The sequence below is a fragment of the Aeromonas sp. CU5 genome, from assembly GCF_002586745.1.
GTDB lineage: Bacteria > Pseudomonadota > Gammaproteobacteria > Enterobacterales > Aeromonadaceae > Aeromonas > Aeromonas sobria.
This window is the reverse complement of the sequence record NZ_CP023817.1, coordinates 152284-177189: the sequence shown is the minus strand read 5'-3', so window position 1 is coordinate 177189 and position 24906 is coordinate 152284. Positions and strand designations below refer to the sequence as shown.

The 24906-nt window shown below is 57.2% G+C and carries 9 protein-coding genes; 3 read left to right on the top strand and 6 right to left on the bottom strand.

Features of this window, described 5'->3' with window-relative positions:
* Positions 1–28 precede the first annotated feature (28 nt).
* From CK911_RS00755 to CK911_RS00740, 4 genes are all read right to left on the bottom strand, one after another.
* The gene (locus CK911_RS00755; RefSeq protein ID WP_157774501.1) at positions 29–4369 is read right to left on the bottom strand and encodes a VWA domain-containing protein; all 4341 of its coding nucleotides are present in this window, start codon (positions 4367–4369) and stop codon (positions 29–31) included.
* Between the two features lie 95 nt (positions 4370–4464).
* Positions 4465–17757 (bottom strand): Calx-beta domain-containing protein, encoded by a 13293-nt coding sequence (locus tag CK911_RS00750; RefSeq protein ID WP_098968653.1) that lies wholly within the window; start codon positions 17755–17757, stop codon positions 4465–4467.
* A 231-nt stretch (positions 17758–17988) separates the two neighbouring features.
* Positions 17989–19650, bottom strand: coding sequence for a putative transporter (locus tag CK911_RS00745; protein WP_042020909.1), 1662 nt, complete (start codon positions 19648–19650; stop codon positions 17989–17991).
* Positions 19651–19768: 118 nt separating this feature from the next.
* Entirely contained in the window at positions 19769–20404 is a 636-nt protein-coding gene (locus CK911_RS00740) for a hemolysin III family protein (protein ID WP_042020911.1), read from the bottom strand.
* Positions 20405–20577: 173 nt separating this feature from the next.
* Here CK911_RS00740 and CK911_RS00735 point away from each other — a divergent pair, with 173 nt between their 5' ends.
* From CK911_RS00735 to CK911_RS00725, 3 genes are all read left to right on the top strand, one after another.
* Positions 20578–22083: a pyridoxal-dependent decarboxylase gene (locus tag CK911_RS00735; RefSeq protein WP_098968652.1), complete on the top strand. Its 1506-nt coding sequence runs from the start codon at positions 20578–20580 to the stop codon at positions 22081–22083.
* A 115-nt stretch (positions 22084–22198) separates the two neighbouring features.
* Positions 22199–22750 carry a septation protein A gene (locus tag CK911_RS00730; RefSeq protein ID WP_098968651.1) on the top strand — a complete coding sequence of 184 codons (552 nt, stop codon included), beginning with the start codon at positions 22199–22201 and terminating at the stop codon, positions 22748–22750.
* A 24-nt stretch (positions 22751–22774) separates the two neighbouring features.
* On the top strand, positions 22775–23071 hold the full coding sequence (locus CK911_RS00725) for a YciI family protein (RefSeq protein ID WP_098968650.1): 297 nt from the start codon (positions 22775–22777) through the stop codon (positions 23069–23071).
* An 87-nt stretch (positions 23072–23158) separates the two neighbouring features.
* Here the strand turns inward: CK911_RS00725 and cysQ are convergent, their stop codons facing one another.
* Together cysQ and pdxJ are read right to left on the bottom strand one after the other, a co-directional pair.
* Entirely contained in the window at positions 23159–23929 is a 771-nt protein-coding gene (cysQ, locus tag CK911_RS00720) for a 3'(2'),5'-bisphosphate nucleotidase CysQ (RefSeq protein ID WP_172954080.1), read from the bottom strand.
* A 213-nt stretch (positions 23930–24142) separates the two neighbouring features.
* Complete coding sequence (gene pdxJ / locus CK911_RS00715) at positions 24143–24880, bottom strand: pyridoxine 5'-phosphate synthase (RefSeq protein ID WP_098968648.1); 738 nt, start codon at positions 24878–24880, stop codon at positions 24143–24145.
* Positions 24881–24906: the final 26 nt, after the last annotated feature.

Here is a 24906-nt window from a genome sequence, read left to right as displayed (position 1 = left end):
TGCCGCTTTTTATTGCCCGCTACCGAGCTTATTTATCGATATCGAGCAAGTGGTTTTGCAACATATAGTTGATTACCTGTTCTGATGCACTAGAGGTTGAAGAATCATAAACTTGATTCGAATCCCCAGTAATGCTTTCGAACGTTGTGTTCAAAAGTACGATCTCCTGACTCACAACTGAACTTCCCTCAGAAGCTCGAACCTGGATATGTACATCAGTTCCGGATTCGAACACAGAAAGCAGCTTTGTTAAATCAGCTTCCTGCTTGGTTCCATCGTGATCAAGCAAATCGGACAGATCCAGCTTATCTGACTTCGCAATATCGACATCTTTGAACTGATTTTCCTTGTACCAACCATAACGTCCATAACTATCACCATAACCTGTGGTAGTACTTTGATGGCCCACATGGAAATCCGTTATGTAGTCAATGACGTGGGAAGGCGTATTACCACCGACAGCGCCTTGTTCAAGAGCATCACCCTGTTGCCAGAGGAAGGTATCGGCACCATCCCCTCCAGTCAGTACATCCCCGTAGTAGAGCTTGCCATCTACGTTGATCGGACCAGAAGATCCGTGACCATTCGTTCCACCAATCAGAATATCTTCCCCCTGGCCTCCCGTCAGATGGTCATACCCCTGTCCACCATAGAGAGTCACTCCAGAACGAGTATCAATATTCTGTTCGAGCATGACCTGAGGACCACCACCATGCACGCCACCCAAGGCGATATGCACTTGGCTGGCATTTAGCACTGTCAGATGATCATCACCATCGTTGCCTGCGAAAGTTCTTCCGTTATCGGATGAATCTATTGTCAGGTTCAAAGAGCCTGTTGCTCTGTCTCCATCAGCATCAACAAGCTCAAAGCCAATACTCTTGCTCTGGGCTCCATGTTGAGAGGTTTGGTAAAGGTATTCACCGGTCACCAAACCAATTGTCAACTTGTCGCCATTGCCAAGGGTAATCACCAACTGCTGGCTCTGCGCATCATAACGCCCCCCCTGATCGGCACCGCTGACAAGACGCCCATTCTCGATGGCGTAGATGTGACCATCAATACGTACCGTGCGGATGGCACCGCCATCGGCACCAGTCCCCGTACCAACCTGACCAAAGAGATCTCCGCTGACGCTGCGCTGAGCCGTGCCACTGATGACCTGCTCCAGCTTGCTCATATCTGTCACGACGATGGCATCGGTATTCTTCTCGCTCACACCATCATAGGCAGCTAAGTCGAGAGCAGACTGGCTAACTTGGGAGCCCATCCCCAAAGAGTAACTTTTTATATCATTTGCCTTTAGGAAGTTAATCCACTGTTCCTCCGGCACTCCATAACTATTCCAAGGTTCTCCATCAGACAAGAAATAGCTGATATTTTGCACACCTTGACCTACCAGCTTACCGGGGTCAGCAAAAGCACTAATACTTTCCTCAATAGCCCCCATATAGTTGGTACCTCCATCGGCACGCAAGGACCAGATGTAATTCTTAGCTGCGCTTACAGTCATCCAGCGCTCACCTATATCGTCGCCATCATTACTAAAAGTAACGATGCGTACTTTGGTTGTGCCAAGGCTATCGTAGGTATTCAATAGAGAGAGCAAAGACTCCTTTGCGATGTCGAGTCTAGTTTTACCCGGCACACCTGAGCCATCATTCATGGAACCGGACACATCGACGATCAACATCAGATTGGTCTGAATACCGGCTCCCTCTATATGCGCCGTCTGAGGTGTGACCACAACGGGGCTATCATCTTCAACCTGGATGGTCAAAGTTCCTTTACCGATTGCCTTGCCATCGCTGACTTCTACTCCGACATTGATCGCCAGGCGCCCTTCCACGTTGTCTGCATTGACATGATCCAGCGGCTTGAACAGATTGACGTTGTAATTGCCCTGCTTGTCGATGGTGACCGTCACGGCAGTCGGGCCGTTATCACCCACCTTACCAGTCAACATCAGGCCATCAGTCGAGACACTCCACTTGATCGGGCTACCACCGGAAGTGAAGCTCTCTGTCGGCGCGACCAGTTTAACTGATTGGATGGTATCGCCATTAGCATCACTGATTGCCAACTTGCCAGAAACCGAGATGTCATTTGTACTATCCAGATTCGTACTTTGACCACGGAAGTCGGTGGTATCCACTAAGCCACTGGCCAAGCCTTCTTCGGAGACGGCAACCGACGCAGCAGTAATCACCGGGGCCACGTTGGCAGCCAGTACCTGAACCGGCAGGAAAACCTCACTGTAAACGGTATCCAACACCTTGCCAGTGGAGGTCACTTCGGTTGCCGTTGCTTTGACCACCAGATTGTAGTTACCCGGGTCATTCACCTTCAATTGCAATGTCGACAGACTCCAGCCACTAACCAAAGCCTTACCAGTAGCATCCACGGTAATACTGTGGTTAGCCGCATCTTTCAACACGGCATCCTTCGGCAGACCACTAATCTCGACCGTCAGGGTTTCGGAACCGTCAATGTCCACGAGGGCGGAGTTGATGGCACTGAGCTTGATGAATGAGTCTTCGTAACCTTTATTGTCCACCGCCTGGAACTTGATGTTATCCAGAATTGCACCGTACGAATCAGAATCATTCGACTCGAATATCAGGCGGTATTTTGCTGTGGTGTCTACTGGCAGACCCACGAGTTGATTCAGCTTCCAACTGTCATCTGTCGGATTAAAGTTGTACAACACGCGCTCAGTACCGCCAACCGGCACACCATTGACATCCAGCTGAACGAACTTGACCGTCAACGCACTGGAAGATATCGAACTGGTACGCGCAGCAATATCGAACCCCAACTGGTAGAAACGCCCCCCTTCACAGTTGAAGTCAGCATAAAGCGTCTTCACTCCCGATTTTCCTTCGATCTCCATCACCTGATTGTTACTGCTACCACCACCCACATAAACCGATTCTTTGCCAACCTCGATACGGTTTCCACCATCAGCCGTTTTCCAGATACCAATGGTTCCTGCGCCTTGTACGGTGTTCAGGTCAATGTTGTCGCTCCAGGTTGCCGAACCCAGTTTGACATCTTCAAAATTGATCGCAGCCAAACTCTGGAAACCGGACAACGACAACAACGGCTTGTCGGCCACCGGAGTCAGATCCACCACAACACTCTTGCCGGTAGCAATCGCATCAGCGCCCTGCAACACATCGAATCTGATTGTCGTAAGGTCGTTGCCTTTGTTGCCCAAACCTTGGCCAGGGCCATAGATGTCCGCCCCAGACATATTGTCAGCTGGGTCAAATTTCACCTTACCGCTGTCGATATCAACCTTGCTGAAAATTTTGGTTTCGTTCTGGCCCAGCACCTTGTATTGCCCTGTCGAATCAAGATATTTGATGATGCCGGTGCCATCCTGATTACCAGAAATCCGGACGGTAGACGCATTATCCGAGATCCCGAACGACGCCCATGTCAGGGCGACATCCGTATCCTCGATCCCCATCAACATAGTTGGAGCTACGGTCGTTGGCACATTGCCATTCAGGGTCAGCACCGCCGAATTTGACACGTCGCCATCGTTATCTTTAACGGTATAAGCAAACTCTTCTGTCACAGCACCAACAGCTGGCGTGTACTTGATCGAGTCAATGACATAACCGTTCTGGTTACCGCTATAGCCCAACACCAGATACTGGAAAGGGGTATTTGTCGAGATATTGAACGATTGCAAACTTCCATTATTGGAAGACGATAGCAAGGTACCGGAGCCGACCAACACACCATTCGCATCATAGGCTTTCCAACTTGCGCTGCCCTGTCCGCTATTAAGCTCGTTGATACCTATCTGAGCAAAATTGGATAGCGCCTTAAGCCCTATCACCAGCGCTTCGCCACTACCGATATCGTTCGTACCGCTACCACTCTGGGAGACGCCAATACCAGGCTTGGCATTGTTGCCGCTGGTACGAACATCCACGAGTGCCGTTGCGCTATCGGTCAGGCCGGTCAAATTCAGTGAGGTGCCATTCAGCGGCAGCGAGTTATTCTGGAAGCCATATACAGCAAAGGCAGATTTCACCGCCGCGCCACCTTCAACCGCCTGCACATCGGTATCCAGCTTGCTGGTATAGGTGTAGTTACCATCAGCGTTCACGGTCAGATCGCCATATTTACCCGCCACCGTTACGCTACCTGATGCACCAAGCACCATAACTTGACCATTCAGGCCGGTCACCGAATACACCTTGGCTGGGTTGGCACTCGAGCTATCCACTACAGTGTCGTTTGCCAGCAGACTGGTCGAACCGATCGTCTGGGCATTCAGCCCCACGGCCACACTGCCACTATCGTTGGCCGCAATCGGGTTAGTATCCAGGATATTGATGGTATACGTCACCGTCGAACCGTCGGCCTTGGTATAGGTAAACGAGTCAGTGTCAGCAACAGAGTCGGCATGATTCCGTACCGGCGCCTGGTAAACATACTTGCCATTCACCAGCGACACAGCCCCCCCAAGGCTGTCGTACCTGTAAAGGCAACACCATCGGCAACGTTCAGAACATTACCTGCAGTCCCCTCAATCACATCTTGCAGAGCAACTACAGAGTCATTGTCAATAATTATGGTGCCCGTACTGCTGTTGGCCCCCACTGTCGCATCGGCGCCACTGACACCGCTAATGGTCACAGTGAAGCTTTCAGCCCCCTCATAGATACCGTCGTCAATGGTGCCGATATTCAGCGGTACGCTGATGCTCCCCGCCGGGATTGTTACCGTAGCGACGCCACTAAAGTCACTGCCGTCTTTGGCAACCCCGCTGTAGGTGAAGGTCACCACCACCGGCTCGTCTGCTTTCTGATCAAGGCTGACTGTGAAGCCGGCCACCTCACCTTCAGTGACGCTCTCCTGGTTGGCAACAATACCAACCACCGGTGCCGCCTGGGCATCGATGATGGCTGTGTCTGCACTGCTGTTGGCCCCCACTGTCGCATCGGCGCCACTGACACCGCTAATGGTCACAGTGAAGCTTTCAGCCCCCTCATAGATACCGTCGTCAATGGTGTCGATATTCAGCGGTACGCTGATGCTCCCCGCCGGGATTGTTACCGTAGCGACGCCACTAAAGTCACTGCCGTCTTTGGCAACCCCGCTGTAGGTAAAGGTCACCACCACCGGCTCGTCTGCTTTCTGATCAAGGCTGACTGTGAAGCCGGCCACCTCACCTTCAGTGACGCTCTCCTGGTTGGCAACAATACCAACCACCGGTGCCGCCTGGGCATCGATGATGGCTGTGTCTGCACTGCTGTTGGCCCCCACTGTCGCATCGGCGCCACTGACACCGCTAATGGTCACAGTGAAGCTTTCAGCCCCCTCATAGATACCGTCGTCAATGGTGTCGATATTCAGCGGTACGCTGATGCTCCCCGCCGGGATTGTTACCGTAGCGACGCCACTAAAGTCACTGCCGTCTTTGGCAACCCCGCTGTAGGTGAAGGTCACCACCACCGGCTCGTCTGCTTTCTGATCAAGGCTGACTGTGAAGCCGGCCACCTCACCTTCAGTGACGCTCTCCTGGTTGGCAACAATACCAACCACCGGTGCCGCCTGGGCATCGATGATGGCTGTGTCTGCACTGCTGTTGGCCCCCACTGTCGCATCGGCGCCACTGACACCGCTAATGGTCACAGTGAAGCTTTCAGCCCCCTCATAGATACCGTCGTCAATGGTGCCGATATTCAGCGGTACGCTGATGCTCCCCGCCGGGATTGTTACCGTAGCGACGCCACTAAAGTCACTGCCGTCTTTGGCAACCCCGCTGTAGGTGAAGGTCACCACCACCGGCTCGTCTGCTTTCTGATCAAGGCTGACTGTGAAGCCGGCCACCTCACCTTCAGTGACGCTCTCCTGGTTGGCAACAATACCAACCACCGGTGCCGCCTGGGCATCGATGATGGCTGTGTCTGCACTGCTGTTGGCCCCCACTGTCGCATCGGCGCCACTGACACCGCTAATGGTCACAGTGAAGCTTTCAGCCCCCTCATAGATACCGTCGTCAATGGTGTCGATATTCAGCGGTACGCTGATGCTCCCCGCCGGGATTGTTACCGTAGCGACGCCACTAAAGTCACTGCCGTCTTTGGCAACCCCGCTGTAGGTGAAGGTCACCACCACCGGCTCGTCTGCTTTCTGATCAAGGCTGACTGTGAAGCCGGCCACCTCACCTTCAGTGACGCTCTCCTGGTTGGCAACAATACCAACCACCGGTGCCGCCTGGGCATCGATGATGGCTGTGTCTGCACTGCTGTTGGCCCCCACTGTCGCATCGGCGCCACTGACACCGCTAATGGTCACAGTGAAGCTTTCAGCCCCCTCATAGATACCGTCGTCAATGGTGTCGATATTCAGCGGTACGCTGATGCTCCCCGCCGGGATTGTTACCGTAGCGACGCCACTAAAGTCACTGCCGTCTTTGGCAACCCCGCTGTAGGTAAAGGTCACCACCACCGGCTCGTCTGCTTTCTGATCAAGGCTGACTGTGAAGCCGGCCACCTCACCTTCAGTGACGCTCTCCTGGTTGGCAACAATACCAACCACCGGTGCCGCCTGGGCATCGATGATGGCTGTGTCTGCACTGCTGTTGGCCCCCACTGTCGCATCGGCGCCACTGACACCGCTAATGGTCACAGTGAAGCTTTCAGCCCCCTCATAGATACCGTCGTCAATGGTGTCGATATTCAGCGGTACGCTGATGCTCCCCGCCGGGATTGTTACCGTAGCGACGCCACTAAAGTCACTGCCGTCTTTGGCAACCCCGCTGTAGGTAAAGGTCACCACCACCGGCTCGTCTGCTTTCTGATCAAGGCTGACTGTGAAGCCGGCCACCTCACCTTCAGTGACGCTCTCCTGGTTGGCAACAATACCAACCACCGGTGCCGCCTGGGCATCGATGATGGCTGTGTCTGCACTGCTGTTGGCCCCCACTGTCGCATCGGCGCCACTGACACCGCTAATGGTCACAGTGAAGCTTTCAGCCCCCTCATAGATACCGTCGTCAATGGTGTCGATATTCAGCGGTACGCTGATGCTCCCCGCCGGGATTGTTACCGTAGCGACGCCACTAAAGTCACTGCCGTCTTTGGCAACCCCGCTGTAGGTGAAGGTCACCACCACCGGCTCGTCTGCTTTCTGATCAAGGCTGACTGTGAAGCCGGCCACCTCACCTTCAGTGACGCTCTCCTGGTTGGCAACAATACCAACCACCGGTGCCGCCTGGGCATCGATGATGGCTGTGTCTGCACTGCTGTTGGCCCCCACTGTCGCATCGGCGCCACTGACACCGCTAATGGTCACAGTGAAGCTTTCAGCCCCCTCATAGATACCGTCGTCAATGGTGCCGATATTCAGCGGTACGCTGATGCTCCCCGCCGGGATTGTTACCGTAGCGACGCCACTAAAGTCACTGCCGTCTTTGGCAACCCCGCTGTAGGTGAAGGTCACCACCACCGGCTCGTCTGCTTTCTGATCAAGGCTGACTGTGAAGCCGGCCACCTCACCTTCAGTGACGCTCTCCTGGTTGGCAACAATACCAACCACCGGTGCCGCCTGGGCATCGATGATGGCTGTGTCTGCACTGCTGTTGGCCCCCACTGTCGCATCGGCGCCACTGACACCGCTAATGGTCACAGTGAAGCTTTCAGCCCCCTCATAGATACCGTCGTCAATGGTGCCGATATTCAGCGGTACGCTGATGCTCCCCGCCGGGATTGTTACCGTAGCGACGCCACTAAAGTCACTGCCGTCTTTGGCAACCCCGCTGTAGGTAAAGGTCACCACCACCGGCTCGTCTGCTTTCTGATCAAGGCTGACTGTGAAGCCGGCCACCTCACCTTCAGTGACGCTCTCCTGGTTGGCAACAATACCAACCACCGGTGCCGCCTGGGCATCGATGATGGCTGTGTCTGCACTGCTGTTGGCCCCCACTGTCGCATCGGCGCCACTGACACCGCTAATGGTCACAGTGAAGCTTTCAGCCCCCTCATAGATACCGTCGTCAATGGTGTCGATATTCAGCGGTACGCTGATGCTCCCCGCCGGGATTGTTACCGTAGCGACGCCACTAAAGTCACTGCCGTCTTTGGCAACCCCGCTGTAGGTGAAGGTCACCACCACCGGCTCGTCTGCTTTCTGATCAAGGCTGACTGTGAAGCCGGCCACCTCACCTTCAGTGACGCTCTCCTGGTTGGCAACAATACCAACCACCGGTGCCGCCTGGGCATCGATGATGGCTGTGTCTGCACTGCTGTTGGCCCCCACTGTCGCATCGGCGCCACTGACACCGCTAATGGTCACAGTGAAGCTTTCAGCCCCCTCATAGATACCGTCGTCAATGGTGCCGATATTCAGCGGTACGCTGATGCTCCCCGCCGGGATTGTTACCGTAGCGACGCCACTAAAGTCACTGCCGTCTTTGGCAACCCCGCTGTAGGTGAAGGTCACCACCACCGGCTCGTCTGCTTTCTGATCAAGGCTGACTGTGAAGCCGGCCACCTCACCTTCAGTGACGCTCTCCTGGTTGGCAACAATACCAACCACCGGTGCCGCCTGGGCATCGATGATGGCTGTGTCTGCACTGCTGTTGGCCCCCACTGTCGCATCGGCGCCACTGACACCGCTAATGGTCACAGTGAAGCTTTCAGCCCCCTCATAGATACCGTCGTCAATGGTGTCGATATTCAGCGGTACGCTGATGCTCCCCGCCGGGATTGTTACCGTAGCGACGCCACTAAAGTCACTGCCGTCTTTGGCAACCCCGCTGTAGGTGAAGGTCACCACCACCGGCTCGTCTGCTTTCTGATCAAGGCTGACTGTGAAGCCGGCCACCTCACCTTCAGTGACGCTCTCCTGGTTGGCAACAATACCAACCACCGGTGCCGCCTGGGCATCGATGATGGCTGTGTCTGCACTGCTGTTGGCCCCCACTGTCGCATCGGCGCCACTGACACCGCTAATGGTCACAGTGAAGCTTTCAGCCCCCTCATAGATACCGTCGTCAATGGTGCCGATATTCAGCGGTACGCTGATGCTCCCCGCCGGGATTGTTACCGTAGCGACGCCACTAAAGTCACTGCCGTCTTTGGCAACCCCGCTGTAGGTGAAGGTCACCACCACCGGCTCGTCTGCTTTCTGATCAAGGCTGACTGTGAAGCCGGCCACCTCACCTTCAGTGACGCTCTCCTGGTTGGCAACAATACCAACCACCGGTGCCGCCTGGGCATCGATGATGGCTGTGTCTGCACTGCTGTTGGCCCCCACTGTCGCATCGGCGCCACTGACACCGCTAATGGTCACAGTGAAGCTTTCAGCCCCCTCATAGATACCGTCGTCAATGGTGTCGATATTCAGCGGTACGCTGATGCTCCCCGCCGGGATTGTTACCGTAGCGACGCCACTAAAGTCACTGCCGTCTTTGGCAACCCCGCTGTAGGTAAAGGTCACCACCACCGGCTCGTCTGCTTTCTGATCAAGGCTGACTGTGAAGCCGGCCACCTCACCTTCAGTGACGCTCTCCTGGTTGGCAACAATACCAACCACCGGTGCCGCCTGGGCATCGATGATGGCTGTGTCTGCACTGCTGTTGGCCCCCACTGTCGCATCGGCGCCACTGACACCGCTAATGGTCACAGTGAAGCTTTCAGCCCCCTCATAGATACCGTCGTCAATGGTGTCGATATTCAGCGGTACGCTGATGCTCCCCGCCGGGATTGTTACCGTAGCGACGCCACTAAAGTCACTGCCGTCTTTGGCAACCCCGCTGTAGGTAAAGGTCACCACCACCGGCTCGTCTGCTTTCTGATCAAGGCTGACTGTGAAGCCGGCCACCTCACCTTCAGTGACGCTCTCCTGGTTGGCAACAATACCAACCACCGGTGCCGCCTGGGCATCGATGATGGCTGTGTCTGCACTGCTGTTGGCCCCCACTGTCGCATCGGCGCCACTGACACCGCTAATGGTCACAGTGAAGCTTTCAGCCCCCTCATAGATACCGTCGTCAATGGTGTCGATATTCAGCGGTACGCTGATGCTCCCCGCCGGGATTGTTACCGTAGCGACGCCACTAAAGTCACTGCCGTCTTTGGCAACCCCGCTGTAGGTGAAGGTCACCACCACCGGCTCGTCTGCTTTCTGATCAAGGCTGACTGTGAAGCCGGCCACCTCACCTTCAGTGACGCTCTCCTGGTTGGCAACAATACCAACCACCGGTGCCGCCTGGGCATCGATGATGGCTGTGTCTGCACTGCTGTTGGCCCCCACTGTCGCATCGGCGCCACTGACACCGCTAATGGTCACAGTGAAGCTTTCAGCCCCCTCATAGATACCGTCGTCAATGGTGCCGATATTCAGCGGTACGCTGATGCTCCCCGCCGGGATTGTTACCGTAGCGACGCCACTAAAGTCACTGCCGTCTTTGGCAACCCCGCTGTAGGTGAAGGTCACCACCACCGGCTCGTCTGCTTTCTGATCAAGGCTGACTGTGAAGCCGGCCACCTCACCTTCAGTGACGCTCTCCTGGTTGGCAACAATACCAACCACCGGTGCCGCCTGGGCATCGATGATGGCTGTGTCTGCACTGCTGTTGGCCCCCACTGTCGCATCGGCGCCACTGACACCGCTAATGGTCACAGTGAAGCTTTCAGCCCCCTCATAGATACCGTCGTCAATGGTGCCGATATTCAGCGGTACGCTGATGCTCCCCGCCGGGATTGTTACCGTAGCGACGCCACTAAAGTCACTGCCGTCTTTGGCAACCCCGCTGTAGGTGAAGGTCACCACCACCGGCTCGTCTGCTTTCTGATCAAGGCTGACTGTGAAGCCGGCCACCTCACCTTCAGTGACGCTCTCCTGGTTGGCAACAATACCAACCACCGGTGCCGCCTGGGCATCGATGATGGCTGTGTCTGCACTGCTGTTGGCCCCCACTGTCGCATCGGCGCCACTGACACCGCTAATGGTCACAGTGAAGCTTTCAGCCCCCTCATAGATACCGTCGTCAATGGTGCCGATATTCAGCGGTACGCTGATGCTCCCCGCCGGGATTGTTACCGTAGCGACGCCACTAAAGTCACTGCCGTCTTTGGCAACCCCGCTGTAGGTGAAGGTCACCACCACCGGCTCGTCTGCTTTCTGATCAAGGCTGACTGTGAAGCCGGCCACCTCACCTTCAGTGACGCTCTCCTGGTTGGCAACAATACCAACCACCGGTGCCGCCTGGGCATCGATGATGGCTGTGTCTGCACTGCTGTTGGCCCCCACTGTCGCATCGGCGCCACTGACACCGCTAATGGTCACAGTGAAGCTTTCAGCCCCCTCATAGATACCGTCGTCAATGGTGCCGATATTCAGCGGTACGCTGATGCTCCCCGCCGGGATTGTTACCGTAGCGACGCCACTAAAGTCACTGCCGTCTTTGGCAACCCCGCTGTAGGTGAAGGTCACCACCACCGGCTCGTCTGCTTTCTGATCAAGGCTGACTGTGAAGCCGGCCACCTCACCTTCAGTGACGCTCTCCTGGTTGGCAACAATACCAACCACCGGTGCCGCCTGGGCATCGATGATGGCTGTGTCTGCACTGCTGTTGGCCCCCACTGTCGCATCGGCGCCACTGACACCGCTAATGGTCACAGTGAAGCTTTCAGCCCCCTCATAGATACCGTCGTCAATGGTGTCGATATTCAGCGGTACGCTGATGCTCCCCGCCGGGATTGTTACCGTAGCGACGCCACTAAAGTCACTGCCGTCTTTGGCAACCCCGCTGTAGGTGAAGGTCACCACCACCGGCTCGTCTGCTTTCTGATCAAGGCTGACTGTGAAGCCGGCCACCTCACCTTCAGTGACGCTCTCCTGGTTGGCAACAATACCAACCACCGGTGCCGCCTGGGCATCGATGATGGCTGTGTCTGCACTGCTGTTGGCCCCCACTGTCGCATCGGCGCCACTGACACCGCTAATGGTCACAGTGAAGCTTTCAGCCCCCTCATAGATACCGTCGTCAATGGTGCCGATATTCAGCGGTACGCTGATGCTCCCCGCCGGGATTGTTACCGTAGCGACGCCACTAAAGTCACTGCCGTCTTTGGCAACCCCGCTGTAGGTGAAGGTCACCACCACCGGCTCGTCTGCTTTCTGATCAAGGCTGACTGTGAAGCCGGCCACCTCACCTTCAGTGACGCTCTCCTGGTTGGCAACAATACCAACCACCGGTGCCGCCTGGGCATCGATGATGGCTGTGTCTGCACTGCTGTTGGCCCCCACTGTCGCATCGGCGCCACTGACACCGCTAATGGTCACAGTGAAGCTTTCAGCCCCCTCATAGATACCGTCGTCAATGGTGTCGATATTCAGCGGTACGCTGATGCTCCCCGCCGGGATTGTTACCGTAGCGACGCCACTAAAGTCACTGCCGTCTTTGGCAACCCCGCTGTAGGTGAAGGTCACCACCACCGGCTCGTCTGCTTTCTGATCAAGGCTGACTGTGAAGCCGGCCACCTCACCTTCAGTGACGCTCTCCTGGTTGGCAACAATACCAACCACCGGTGCCGCCTGGGCATCGATGATGGCTGTGTCTGCACTGCTGTTGGCCCCCACTGTCGCATCGGCGCCACTGACACCGCTAATGGTCACAGTGAAGCTTTCAGCCCCCTCATAGATACCGTCGTCAATGGTGTCGATATTCAGCGGTACGCTGATGCTCCCCGCCGGGATTGTTACCGTAGCGACGCCACTAAAGTCACTGCCGTCTTTGGCAACCCCGCTGTAGGTGAAGGTCACCACCACCGGCTCGTCTGCTTTCTGATCAAGGCTGACTGTGAAGCCGGCCACCTCACCTTCAGTGACGCTCTCCTGGTTGGCAACAATACCAACCACCGGTGCCGCCTGGGCATCGATGATGGCTGTGTCTGCACTGCTGTTGGCCCCCACTGTCGCATCGGCGCCACTGACACCGCTAATGGTCACAGTGAAGCTTTCAGCCCCCTCATAGATACCGTCGTCAATGGTGTCGATATTCAGCGGTACGCTGATGCTCCCCGCCGGGATTGTTACCGTAGCGACGCCACTAAAGTCACTGCCGTCTTTGGCAACCCCGCTGTAGGTGAAGGTCACCACCACCGGCTCGTCTGCTTTCTGATCAAGGCTGACTGTGAAGCCGGCCACCTCACCTTCAGTGACGCTCTCCTGGTTGGCAACAATACCAACCACCGGTGCCGCCTGGGCATCGATGATGGCTGTGTCTGCACTGCTGTTGGCCCCCACTGTCGCATCGGCGCCACTGACACCGCTAATGGTCACAGTGAAGCTTTCAGCCCCCTCATAGATACCGTCGTCAATGGTGTCGATATTCAGCGGTACGCTGATGCTCCCCGCCGGGATTGTTACCGTAGCGACGCCACTAAAGTCACTGCCGTCTTTGGCAACCCCGCTGTAGGTGAAGGTCACCACCACCGGCTCGTCTGCTTTCTGATCAAGGCTGACTGTGAAGCCGGCCACCTCACCTTCAGTGACGCTCTCCTGGTTGGCAACAATACCAACCACCGGTGCCGCCTGGGCATCGATGATGGCTGTGTCTGCACTGCTGTTGGCCCCCACTGTCGCATCGGCGCCACTGACACCGCTAATGGTCACAGTGAAGCTTTCAGCCCCCTCATAGATACCGTCGTCAATGGTGTCGATATTCAGCGGTACGCTGATGCTCCCCGCCGGGATTGTTACCGTAGCGACGCCACTAAAGTCACTGCCGTCTTTGGCAACCCCGCTGTAGGTAAAGGTCACCACCACCGGCTCGTCTGCTTTCTGATCAAGGCTGACTGTGAAGCCGGCCACCTCACCTTCAGTGACGCTCTCCTGGTTGGCAACAATACCAACCACCGGTGCCGCCTGGGCATCGATGATGGCTGTGTCTGCACTGCTGTTGGCCCCCACTGTCGCATCGGCGCCACTGACACCGCTAATGGTCACAGTGAAGCTTTCAGCCCCCTCATAGATACCGTCGTCAATGGTGTCGATATTCAGCGGTACGCTGATGCTCCCCGCCGGGATTGTTACCGTAGCGACGCCACTAAAGTCACTGCCGTCTTTGGCAACCCCGCTGTAGGTAAAGGTCACCACCACCGGCTCGTCTGCTTTCTGATCAAGGCTGACTGTGAAGCCGGCCACCTCACCTTCAGTGACGCTCTCCTGGTTGGCAACAATACCAACCACCGGTGCCGCCTGGGCATCGATGATGGCTGTGTCTGCACTGCTGTTGGCCCCCACTGTCGCATCGGCGCCACTGACACCGCTAATGGTCACAGTGAAGCTTTCAGCCCCCTCATAGATACCGTCGTCAATGGTGTCGATATTCAGCGGTACGCTGATGCTCCCCGCCGGGATTGTTACCGTAGCGACGCCACTAAAGTCACTGCCGTCTTTGGCAACCCCGCTGTAGGTAAAGGTCACCACCACCGGCTCGTCTGCTTTCTGATCAAGGCTGACTGTGAAGCCGGCCACCTCACCTTCAGTGACGCTCTCCTGGTTGGCAACAATACCAACCACCGGTGCCGCCTGGGCATCGATGATGGCTGTGTCTGCACTGCTGTTGGCCCCCACTGTCGCATCGGCGCCACTGACACCGCTAATGGTCACAGTGAAGCTTTCAGCCCCCTCATAGATACCGTCGTCAATGGTGTCGATATTCAGCGGTACGCTGATGCTCCCCGCCGGGATTGTTACCGTAGCGACGCCACTAAAGTCACTGCCGTCTTTGGCAACCCCGCTGTAGGTAAAGGTCACCACCACCGGCTCGTCTGCTTTCTGATCAAGGCTGACTGTGAAGCCGGCCACCTCACCTTCAGTGACGCTCTCCTGGTTGGCAACAATACCAACCACCGGTGCCGCCTGGGCATCGATGATGGCTGTGTCTGCACTGCTGTTGGCCCCCACTGTCGCATCGGCGCCACTGACACCGCTAATGGTCACAGTGAAGCTTTCAGCCCCCTCATAGATACCGTCGTCAATGGTGTCGATATTCAGCGGTACGCTGATGCTCCCCGCCGGGATTGTTACCGTAGCGACGCCACTAAAGTCACTGCCGTCTTTGGCAACCCCGCTGTAGGTGAAGGTCACCACCACCGGCTCGTCTGCTTTCTGATCAAGGCTGACTGTGAAGCCGGCCACCTCACCTTCAGTGACGCTCTCCTGGTTGGCAACAATACCAACCACCGGTGCCGCCTGGGCATCGATGATGGCTGTGTCTGCACTGCTGTTGGCCCCCACTGTCGCATCGGCGCCACTGACACCGCTAATGGTCACAGTGAAGCTTTCAGCCCCCTCATAGATACCGTCGTCAATGGTGTCGATATTCAGCGGTACGCTGATGCTCCCCGCCGGGATTGTTACCGTAGCGACGCCACTAAAGTCACTGCCGTCTTTGGCAACCCCGCTGTAGGTGAAGGTCACCACCACCGGCTCGTCTGCTTTCTGATCAAGGCTGACTGTGAAGCCGGCCACCTCACCTTCAGTGACGCTCTCCTGGTTGGCAACAATACCAACCACCGGTGCCGCCTGGGCATCGATGATGGCTGTGTCTGCACTGCTGTTGGCCCCCACTGTCGCATCGGCGCCACTGACACCGCTAATGGTCACAGTGAAGCTTTCAGCCCCCTCATAGATACCGTCGTCAATGGTGTCGATATTCAGCGGTACGCTGATGCTCCCCGCCGGGATTGTTACCGTAGCGACGCCACTAAAGTCACTGCCGTCTTTGGCAACCCCGCTGTAGGTAAAGGTCACCACCACCGGCTCGTCTGCTTTCTGATCAAGGCTGACTGTGAAGCCGGCCACCTCACCTTCAGTGACGCTCTCCTGGTTGGCAACAATACCAACCACCGGTGCCGCCTGGGCATCGATGATGGCTGTGTCTGCAGTCGCGCTAGATAGATCTAATAATTCAAATACGTCAAAGCCTGTAAGTGTTTGTATTTTGCTTACCGATACACTGAAGTTTTCATCCCCTTCGTAAATACCATCATTAATCGTATCTATGGTGAAGGTTGCAGTCTTGCCATCAGCACCAATCACCGCCTGGATAGTCTCGGTGATGTCCTTGCCACTGGCGGTGGTGTAGCTATAGCTCAGGGTAACGATGCTGCCAACCGGCGCGGCATCGCTCAGGGTCACGGTGTAGGTCGCGGTGGTCTCGCCCTCCACCACACTGCCCGGCCCGCTCAGGGTCACGGTCACGGTGTCTTCCACCCCCGACACTTCCGGGTCCACCGGCGAGGCCGCATCCTTGATGGTGGTCTCGACACTGGCACCGGACAGATCCAGTTTTTCAAACACATTGCTGCCGTTCGGGGTCTGTACCCCGCTCACGCTCACGCTGAACTTCTCGTCACCTTCGGCAAACTTGTCATCCACCGTGGCGATGGTGAAAGTCGCGGTCTTGCCATCAGCACCGATCACCGCCTGGGTGGTCTCGGTGATGTCTTTGCCACTGGCGCTGGTGTAGGTGTAACTCAGGGTCACGATGCTACCGACCGGCGCGGCATCGCTCAGGGTCACGGTGTAGGTCGCGGTGGTCTCGCCCTCCACCACACTGCCCGGCCCGCTCAGGGTCACGGTGGTGGTGTCCACGGTGTCGCCCACCTCGGTGGTCACCGTGCTGCTGGTATCCAGTTGTTCATAGTTGCCGCCCTGGCTGCCGGTGATGCTCACCGTCAGGCTGCTGCCATCCTTGTACACATCGTCACTCGGGGCATCGACCGTCACGCTGCCGCTCAGCTCGCCCGCCTTGATGGTGATGCTGGAGCCATTGGACAGGGTCAGGACCAGGTCACTCTGTGGGGCGTTGTTGACGCTGGCACTGTAGGTGATCTGGCCCCCTTCGTTGACCTGCGCAGGAGCGCTCAGGGTCACAGTGGTGGTGTCGACAGTGTCGTTAATCTGGGTGGTCGTTGAAGGGCTGGTGATGATCTGGTTGAAACCACCGCCCTGAGTACCGGTAATCGAAACGGTGATCGTTGACGGATCGACATAAGGGCTGTCTGCCGGAGCAGCAACAGTGACTGAACCGGAACTCTGCCCGACGGGAATGGTAATCACTGCACCATTGGACAGCTGAATAACCAAGTCAGAACCAAAAACAGGTTCATCAAGTGTCGCGGTAAAGGTAATAAGCCCACCTTCATTCACCTGTGGATCTGCACTCAAGACAAGGTTGGCGGATGTAAACAGAGGATCATCTTCACCAACGGCCTCAAGCGGTGGCTCGCCAGTGGCGTTATAGGTGGTATCGAAAGTGGCTTCGGCAATGGTTGCGGAGCCGGTACGGTCGATGGTGACAAACCCGCCGTTGCCACTGGCGCCGGCGACACCACCAATACCGCCACCACCGGCGGCAGGTGCACCGCCTGCTGCAGAGGCTTCAAAGGCCTGGGTCGGGTCAGCGCCGCCCAAAATCGCCTGTTGCAAGGCATTGATCTCATCAGGAGTACCGGCTGCACCGTTTTGCGCCAGCTGGGGGGCATCCCCCTCTTCTGCGGGCTCACTTTGCTCGCTGGCCGGTTGCACATTGAATGACTGTCCGCCGCCCATAAAGCTGGCGCCATCCGGCGACATGATCACCGCCCCTTTCGGCAGCACATCACCTTCAGCCAACAGCTTCCGGCTGCCATCAGCGGCAACCAGATAAATTTGTCCTTTGAGTTGGGTTACGGTTACGCCCTGTTCCAAGGTAACGGCATTGGTAATCATGTTCTCTCCTGAATCCTGATTTGAATGCAATAAGCCACAGCCTACTGTGCATACAGATGGAGCAAATAACCAGCTCGAAAATTCGAAAGGATAGACTGATTTGAAGCTGAATCTTTCAGCCAGGCAGGAGGGTATGAAATGGCAAGGTCGGAAGGGTAAAAACCTAATTTATCAATACATTACAAAACAGTGACAGGAGCATGACAAGGCATGCTCCTGTTTAGATTAACCCTAGGCGCCAGCCCAGAGGATAATAGCCAGCAGCTGTGGCGAGATAATCCGCAGGAACATCACCAGCGGGTAGACAGTGGCGTATGAAAGTGCACTGGCACCACTGGTCGGGTGCATGGCGTTGGCAAAGGCCAGCGCGGGAGGATCAGTCATGGAGCCTGCCAGCAAGCCGCACAAGGTGAGGTAATTCATCTTGCCGTAGAGGCGTGCCAGCACACCGACCACCAGCAGCGGGATCAGGGTGATCGCTATGCCGTAGAGCATCCAGGCCGGGCCATCACCGTTGATCAGGGTATCGATAAAACCGGCCCCCGACTTGAAGCCCACCACGGCCAGAAACAGCACGATACCGATCTCCCGCAGCGCCAGGTTGGCACTGGGGGGCATGAACCAGTAGAGCTTGCCGATGCTGCCGATCCGCGACAGGATCAGCGCCACCACCAGCGGCCCCCCCGCCAGACCCAATTTGAGGGCAGCCGGGAAACCGGGCAGATAGAAGGGGATGGAGCCGAGCAGCACACCGAGGCCAATCCCGATAAATACCGGCAACATCTGCACCTGTTGCAGTTTTTGCTGCACGTTGCCGACCACATTAGTAACCGCCTCGATCGCCTCCAGGCGTCCCACCAGATTAAGGATGTCACCAAACTGCAAACTGGTCTGGCTGGTTGGCACCAACTCGATACCGGCGCGGTTAAGACGGGAGATCACCACGTCATAGCGCTGTTTGATGTCAAGATCGCGGATCTTCTTGCCCAGAACCTGCTCGTTGGTCACCACTACCCGCTCGACACGCAGATCGGTGCCCCGGGTCGAGAGCGAGGTCTCCACTTCCTCCCCCAACACCAGCAACACCTTATGCAGCGCATGGCGTTCACCCACCAGGTGGAGCAAGTCACCCAGCTCGATGCGGGAATCAGGCCGCGGCACCATCAGCTCCTCACCCCGCTTGAGGCGAGAGCAGATCACATCCGACTCATCGAGACTCGGGATCTCGCTCAACATCAAGCCGTGCATATTGGGGTTGCGCACCGCGATGTTGATGGTCTGCAAACTCTCCTTGGTTTTACCAGTCTGTTGCTCGAACTGGGCGGCTTCATCGTCGATCTTGATGCGAAAGAACACCCGAACCAGCCACATGGTGAGCAAAATGCCACAGATGCCGAATGGATAGGCGACCGCATAGCCCATCCCCATCAGGCCGGTCGAACCGGGCGCAGCGCCCAGCTCGGCCAGGATCTGCTGGCCCGCACCGAGGGATGGCGTATTGGTAACGGCACCGGAGAAGACCCCCAGAATGACCGGCAACGGCACATCGAACAGCTGATGCAATCCGGCGGCCACCACGCAGCCAAGGATAACCAGCAGGGCGGCAAAGGCATTGAGTTTGAGACCCGAACTGCGCAATGACGCGAAGAAGCCCGGCCCGACCTGAATACCGATGGTATAGACAAACAGGATCAAACCAAATTCTTGAATGAAGTGAAGGGTTTGTGCATCCAGTGCGAGATTGGAAGCACCAGCGAAATGACCCACTATGATGCCGCCGAACAGCACTCCCCCTATCCCCAGACCAACGCCATAGACTCGCCAGTTTCCCAGCCAGAGCCCTAGCACTGCCACCAGCGACAACATGCTGATGGAAAGCGCGATATCACTCATTTCGTGCATCCTTTGCGAATTGAACTGTCCCTAGCTTGTCAGCAAACGCTGACGCCAACTGTGTGATACCGCACGAATTTATCCTTTTTACGCGCTAAAAATACCAATTAAGGGCTACTCAAGCGACATAGCCATAAATGGCCATAAAGTGACAAACACTGCCGCCCAACACAAAAAGGTGCCAGATAGCGTGGTTGTAGGGGATCTGCTTGGCCACATAGAAAATGACCCCGAGGCTGTAGATCAGGCCGCCGAGTCCGAGCAGCAGCAACCCCTCCCCGGCCAGATGGATGTAGAGCTGGTAGATCACCACCAGTGACAGCCAGCCCAGCATCAGGTAGGTAAACAGCGACAACTTCTTGAAGCGGTTGATGAACACCAGCTTGAACACCACCCCGGCCAGCGCCAGGCCCCAGATCACCACCATCAACCCTTTCGCCAGCGGCGTATCGAGGGCCACCAGCAGGAAGGGGGTGTAAGTACCGGCAATCAGCAGATAGATGGCGCAGTGATCAAACACCTTGCACCAGCGTCTGGCCCGCCCTTCAGCCATGCTGTGATAGAGGGTCGATGCCAGATAGAGCAGCACCAGACTACCGCCATAGAGGCTGTAACTCACCAGCGCCTGCGTGCCCTGCCCCCAGCCCTTGATGAGCAACAGCACCAGGCCGATACCCCCCAGCAACAATCCCAATCCGTGGCTGAGCCGGTTGGCTAACTCTTCACGGGGAGAATAATCTGTCACGCCACTCATATCGTTTACTCCAGCTTTAATGGGCTCACTCTACCCAGCACCATTTCAGAGTACAAGTGTTCGCTTAAAAAATGGGGTGGCTGCCACCTGCCAACCTTTGGTGTATGCTCTGCCGCCGATGCCCGAGACAAGTGGCATAGACACCTACCCGGTGACCTGGTCTGGAGAACCTGATGAAGTTGACTGAGCTGTTTACACAACCGGATGCCGCCTTTGGCGACGCAATGAGCGCTATGCTGGCACATTTTCACCACTCGGATGACAGTCAGGCCCCCTACCAGCACGACCAGTTCACCCACCAGCTCGATCAATCCCGCATGCCTGCGGTCGGCCTCTCCATCGAGCACTATCTGGCACGGCTGGCCACCCTGGTGCCCGGTGCCTCTCACCTCACCTCGCCACGCTACATGGGCCATATGACAGCGCCACTGCCAGCCTATACCGCCGAGCTGTCGCGTCTGCTGGTGATGCTGAACCAGAATCCGATGAAGATGGAGTCCTCCCGCCTGCTCAGCTTTCTGGAGCGGGAGGTGCTGGCCAAGCTGCACCGCCTCATCTATGGCAAGGACGATGCCTTCTACGGCGAGCAGATGCATGCCAAGGATGCCGCCCTCGGCGTAATGACCAGCGGTGGCACCATCGCCAACGTCACGGCGCTGTGGCTGGCCCGCAACCGCGCCTGCGGCGACAATCTGTTCGCCCTCTATGAGCAGGGCTATCGCGGCGCCGTCATTCTGGGCTCCCGGCTGATGCACTACTCCTTCGACAAGGGGATGGATCTGCTGGGACTGGGCGCCCGCAGCGTCTGGCGCCTTGAGACCGACGAGCAGAACCGGCTCAGTCTGGCTGCGCTGGAGCAGGCGCTGCTCCAGTGCAAAGAACAGAAGCTCAAAGTGCTGGCGCTGGTTGGCGTGGCGGGCAGCACCGACTTTGGCTCCATCGATCAGCTGCCGGAGCTGGCGGCCATCGCCGAGCGCGAGCAGATCCATTTTCATGTGGACGCCGCCTGGGGCGGCCCGACCCTCTTCTCCCCCCGCTATCAAAACTTGCTGGCAGGGATCGAGCGGGCCGATACCGTCACGCTGGATGGTCACAAGCAACTGCTGGTGCCGCTCGGTACCGGCATGCTGCTCTGCCGCCAGCCCGACCTGATGATGGCGGTCAAGCGCGAAGCCCCCTACGCTATTCGCGCCACCTCGTTCGATCAGGGGCGCTTCACGCTGGAGGGTACCCGCCCGGCCAACGCCCTTTATCTGGATGCCGCCTTCCAGCTGTTTGGCCAGCAGGGTTACGCCCACCTCATCGAGGCCAACTACGACCGCGCCCGACTGATGGCCGAGCTCATCGAAAGCGACCCCGCCTTCGAGTTGATGTCGGCACCGGTGATGAACCTGCTCTCCTACCGCTGCATCCCGCCCCACCTGCAGGGCAAACCGCTGGACGAAGCGGCCAATGCACAGATCAACGACTTCAACGTGACCCTGCAAAAAGCCCAGCGGGCCGAGGGGCACAGCTTTGTCTCCCGCACCCAGCGCGCCGTGGTGCGCTACGGCGCCCAGCCGCTCACCCTGCTGCGGGCTGTGCTGCTCAACCCGCTTATCGAAGAGCACCACATCCGCGAGCTGCTGGCGGATCAAAAACGGCTGGGCGAGCCCCTTGCCCGCCAGCTATTTGGCTAGCGCCGCGCCAGGGAACTGGACGTAAATTGGGCGGTCTTATTCATTTGCCGTTGTTTACCTTGCAGGTAAACTGGACAAAATTTTGCGGTCTATTTCTGAGGGCTATGCGCCAAACATGAAGCAATTTATTGAATTTATTCCACTTATCGTTTTCTTCGCGGTCTATAAATTTTACGACATCTATATGGCCACTGGCGCACTGGTGGTGGTGACCGGTCTACAACTTCTCTACAGCTGGGTGCGCTATCGCAAGGTCGAGAAGATGCAGCTGTTCACCTTCATCTTGGTCGGCTTCTTCGGCGGCCTCACCGTGTTCTTCCACGATGACACCTTCATCAAGTGGAAAGTGACCATCATCAATGTGCTGTTCGCGCTGGGCCTGCTGATCAGCCGCTATGGCTTTGGCAAGAACCTGATCAAACAGATGCTGGCCAAAGAGCTGCAAGCCCCCGATGCAGTCTGGGACAAGGTCAACCTCGGCTGGGTCGGCTTCTTTACCGTCTGTGGCCTGCTCAACCTCTACGTGGCATTTAGCCTGCCGCAAGAGATGTGGGTCAACTTCAAGGTGTTTGGCTTGCTGGGGATGACGCTGGTCTTTACCCTGCTCAGTGGCGTCTATCTCTACCGCCACATCCCCGCCGAGCAAAAGAACGAGCTGAAAAAATAACCCTCATCAGAAAAGGATCCTCTCATGTGGTATCTCATCTACTCCGAAGATGTCCCCAATAGCCTGCCACTGCGCAAGCAGGTTCGTCCTGCCCACTTGGCCCGGCTGCAAGCGCTGCAGGATGAAGGTCGCCTGCTGACCGCAGGCCCCAACCCGGCTATCGAGGCCGAGGATCCCGCCGATGCGGGCTTTACCGGCAGCACCGTCATCGCCGAATTTGCCTCGCAGGCGGAAGCCAAAACCTGGGCCGATGCCGACCCTTATGTGACCGCCGGTGTTTACGCCAAGGTCACCATCAAGCCGTTCAAGAAAGTCTTTTAAGACTGCGTCAGATGCAAAGAGGCCGGAGTGGGTGTGCAACCCGCTCCGGCCTCTTTTTATTGGGCGATGCTCAGCGCACCAGCAAGGTCACGCCCTGGCAACAAACCAGGGGTTGAGGATGTCGGGCTTGTTGTAGGCAAGGGGTGAGCCATCGAGTTGGGTGACGCAGCCACCCGCCCCCTCCAGCACAGCCTGCGCCGCGCCGGTATCCCACTCACAGGTCGGCGCAAGGCGCGGATAGAGCTCGGCGCCCCCCTCGGCGATGATGCAGAATTTGAGGGAGCTGCCCATGGAGACCAACTCAATCTCGCCCCGCCCCATATCACCAAAACGGGCCAGATAATCGAGAGTCTCCTGCGACAGGTGGTTACGACTGCCCACTACCCGCCACGCCTCTCCTTCCCGATGAGGCTGGGTCTGGATGGACTCTCGCTTGCCATCGGCAATGCGCCAGGCCCCGAGCCCCTTGCCGCCATACCAGAGCTGGTCCAGCACCGGCGCATAGACCAGTCCCCAACGCGGTGCCCCCTCTTCAATCAGCGCGATATTGACGGTGAACTCACCATTGCGAGAGACAAACTCCTTGGTGCCATCGAGTGGGTCCACCAGCCAGTAGCGTGACCAGCCGTGACGGGCCGCCATCACCTCGGGGCCCGACTCCTCTGACAATACGGGGATGTCTGGGGTCAGTCGCGCCAACCCCTGCACAATCACCTCATGAGCCCCCTTGTCGGCAGCGGTGAGCGGACTCTCGTCGCTCTTGTACTCCACCGCAAAGGGCTCGCTATAGATCGCCATGATGGCCGCCCCCGCCGCACGCGCGACAGGTTCAAGGTCGGTGATATCGGGGTGGTACAGGGGGTGCTCCATAACAATCTCGTCCAGCTCACAGGGCCAACCAGTGTAACCCTTTTGACATCAACTGCTTATAGCCGATTGTGCTGGGTTATTACAGCGCGGTGGCCGCCAGCCCATTGCCCACGCTTGCACAGGCCCAAAAATAACAAGGGACGCCGTGGCGTCCCTTGTTATTTCTAGCAGCCGGTCTCAGGCCGCGGCCTGTCTAGCGGATCAGATCCCCTGACGGGCTTCCTGCATCAGCAGGCGCATGTCGCTCACCGCCTTGGCCAGACCGTCGAAGGCGGCGCGGCCGATGATGGCGTGGCCAATGTTGAGCTCATAGAGCTCGGGGATGGCGGCGATGGCCTTGACGTTGTGGTAGTGCAGGCCGTGACCGGCATTGACCTTCAAGCCTTTGCCAGCGGCATAGGAGGCTCCCGCGGCGATGCGCTTGAACTCGGCGTTGCGCTCGGCATCAGTGGTGGCGTCAGCGTAACGGCCGGTGTGGATCTCGATAAAGGGTGCGCCGCTTTCGGCAGCCGCATCGATCTGGAGGGGATCGGCATCGATAAAGAGCGATACCTGGGCACCCACGGCAGAGAGACGGGCAACGGCGTCAGTCACCTTGGCCAGCTGGCCAGCCACATCCAGGCCGCCCTCGGTGGTCACTTCGGTGCGCTTCTCCGGCACCAGACAGACGAAGTGGGGCTTGATGCGGCAGGCGATGCCGATCATCTCTTCGGTGACCGCCATCTCCAGGTTCATTCTGGTCTGGATAGTCTGGCGCAGGATCTCCACGTCGCGGTCGGTGATGTGGCGGCGATCTTCACGCAAATGCACAGTGATGCCATCGGCACCAGCCTGCTCGGCCACGAAGGCGGCCTGTACCGGATCCGGATACTGGGTGCCACGGGCGTTGCGCAGGGTGGCGATATGGTCGATGTTCACACCCAGATAGATTTCACTCATTGAGAACTCCTTGAAACTCTTCATCT

Bases quoted from the DNA above. Each gene is read 5' to 3' on its own strand.
- CK911_RS00745 (WP_042020909.1), bottom strand. From the start codon at position 19,650: ATGAGTGATATCGCGCTTTCCATCAGCATGTTGTCGCTGGTGGCAGTG.
- CK911_RS00750 (WP_098968653.1), bottom strand. From the start codon at position 17,757: ATGATTACCAATGCCGTTACCTTGGAACAGGGCGTAACCGTAACCCAA.
- CK911_RS00730 (WP_098968651.1), top strand. From the start codon at position 22,199: ATGAAGCAATTTATTGAATTTATTCCACTTATCGTTTTCTTCGCGGTC.
- CK911_RS00740 (WP_042020911.1), bottom strand. From the start codon at position 20,404: ATGAGTGGCGTGACAGATTATTCTCCCCGTGAAGAGTTAGCCAACCGG.
- pdxJ (WP_098968648.1), bottom strand. From the start codon at position 24,880: ATGAGTGAAATCTATCTGGGTGTGAACATCGACCATATCGCCACCCTG.
- CK911_RS00735 (WP_098968652.1), top strand. From the start codon at position 20,578: ATGAAGTTGACTGAGCTGTTTACACAACCGGATGCCGCCTTTGGCGAC.
- CK911_RS00725 (WP_098968650.1), top strand. From the start codon at position 22,775: ATGTGGTATCTCATCTACTCCGAAGATGTCCCCAATAGCCTGCCACTG.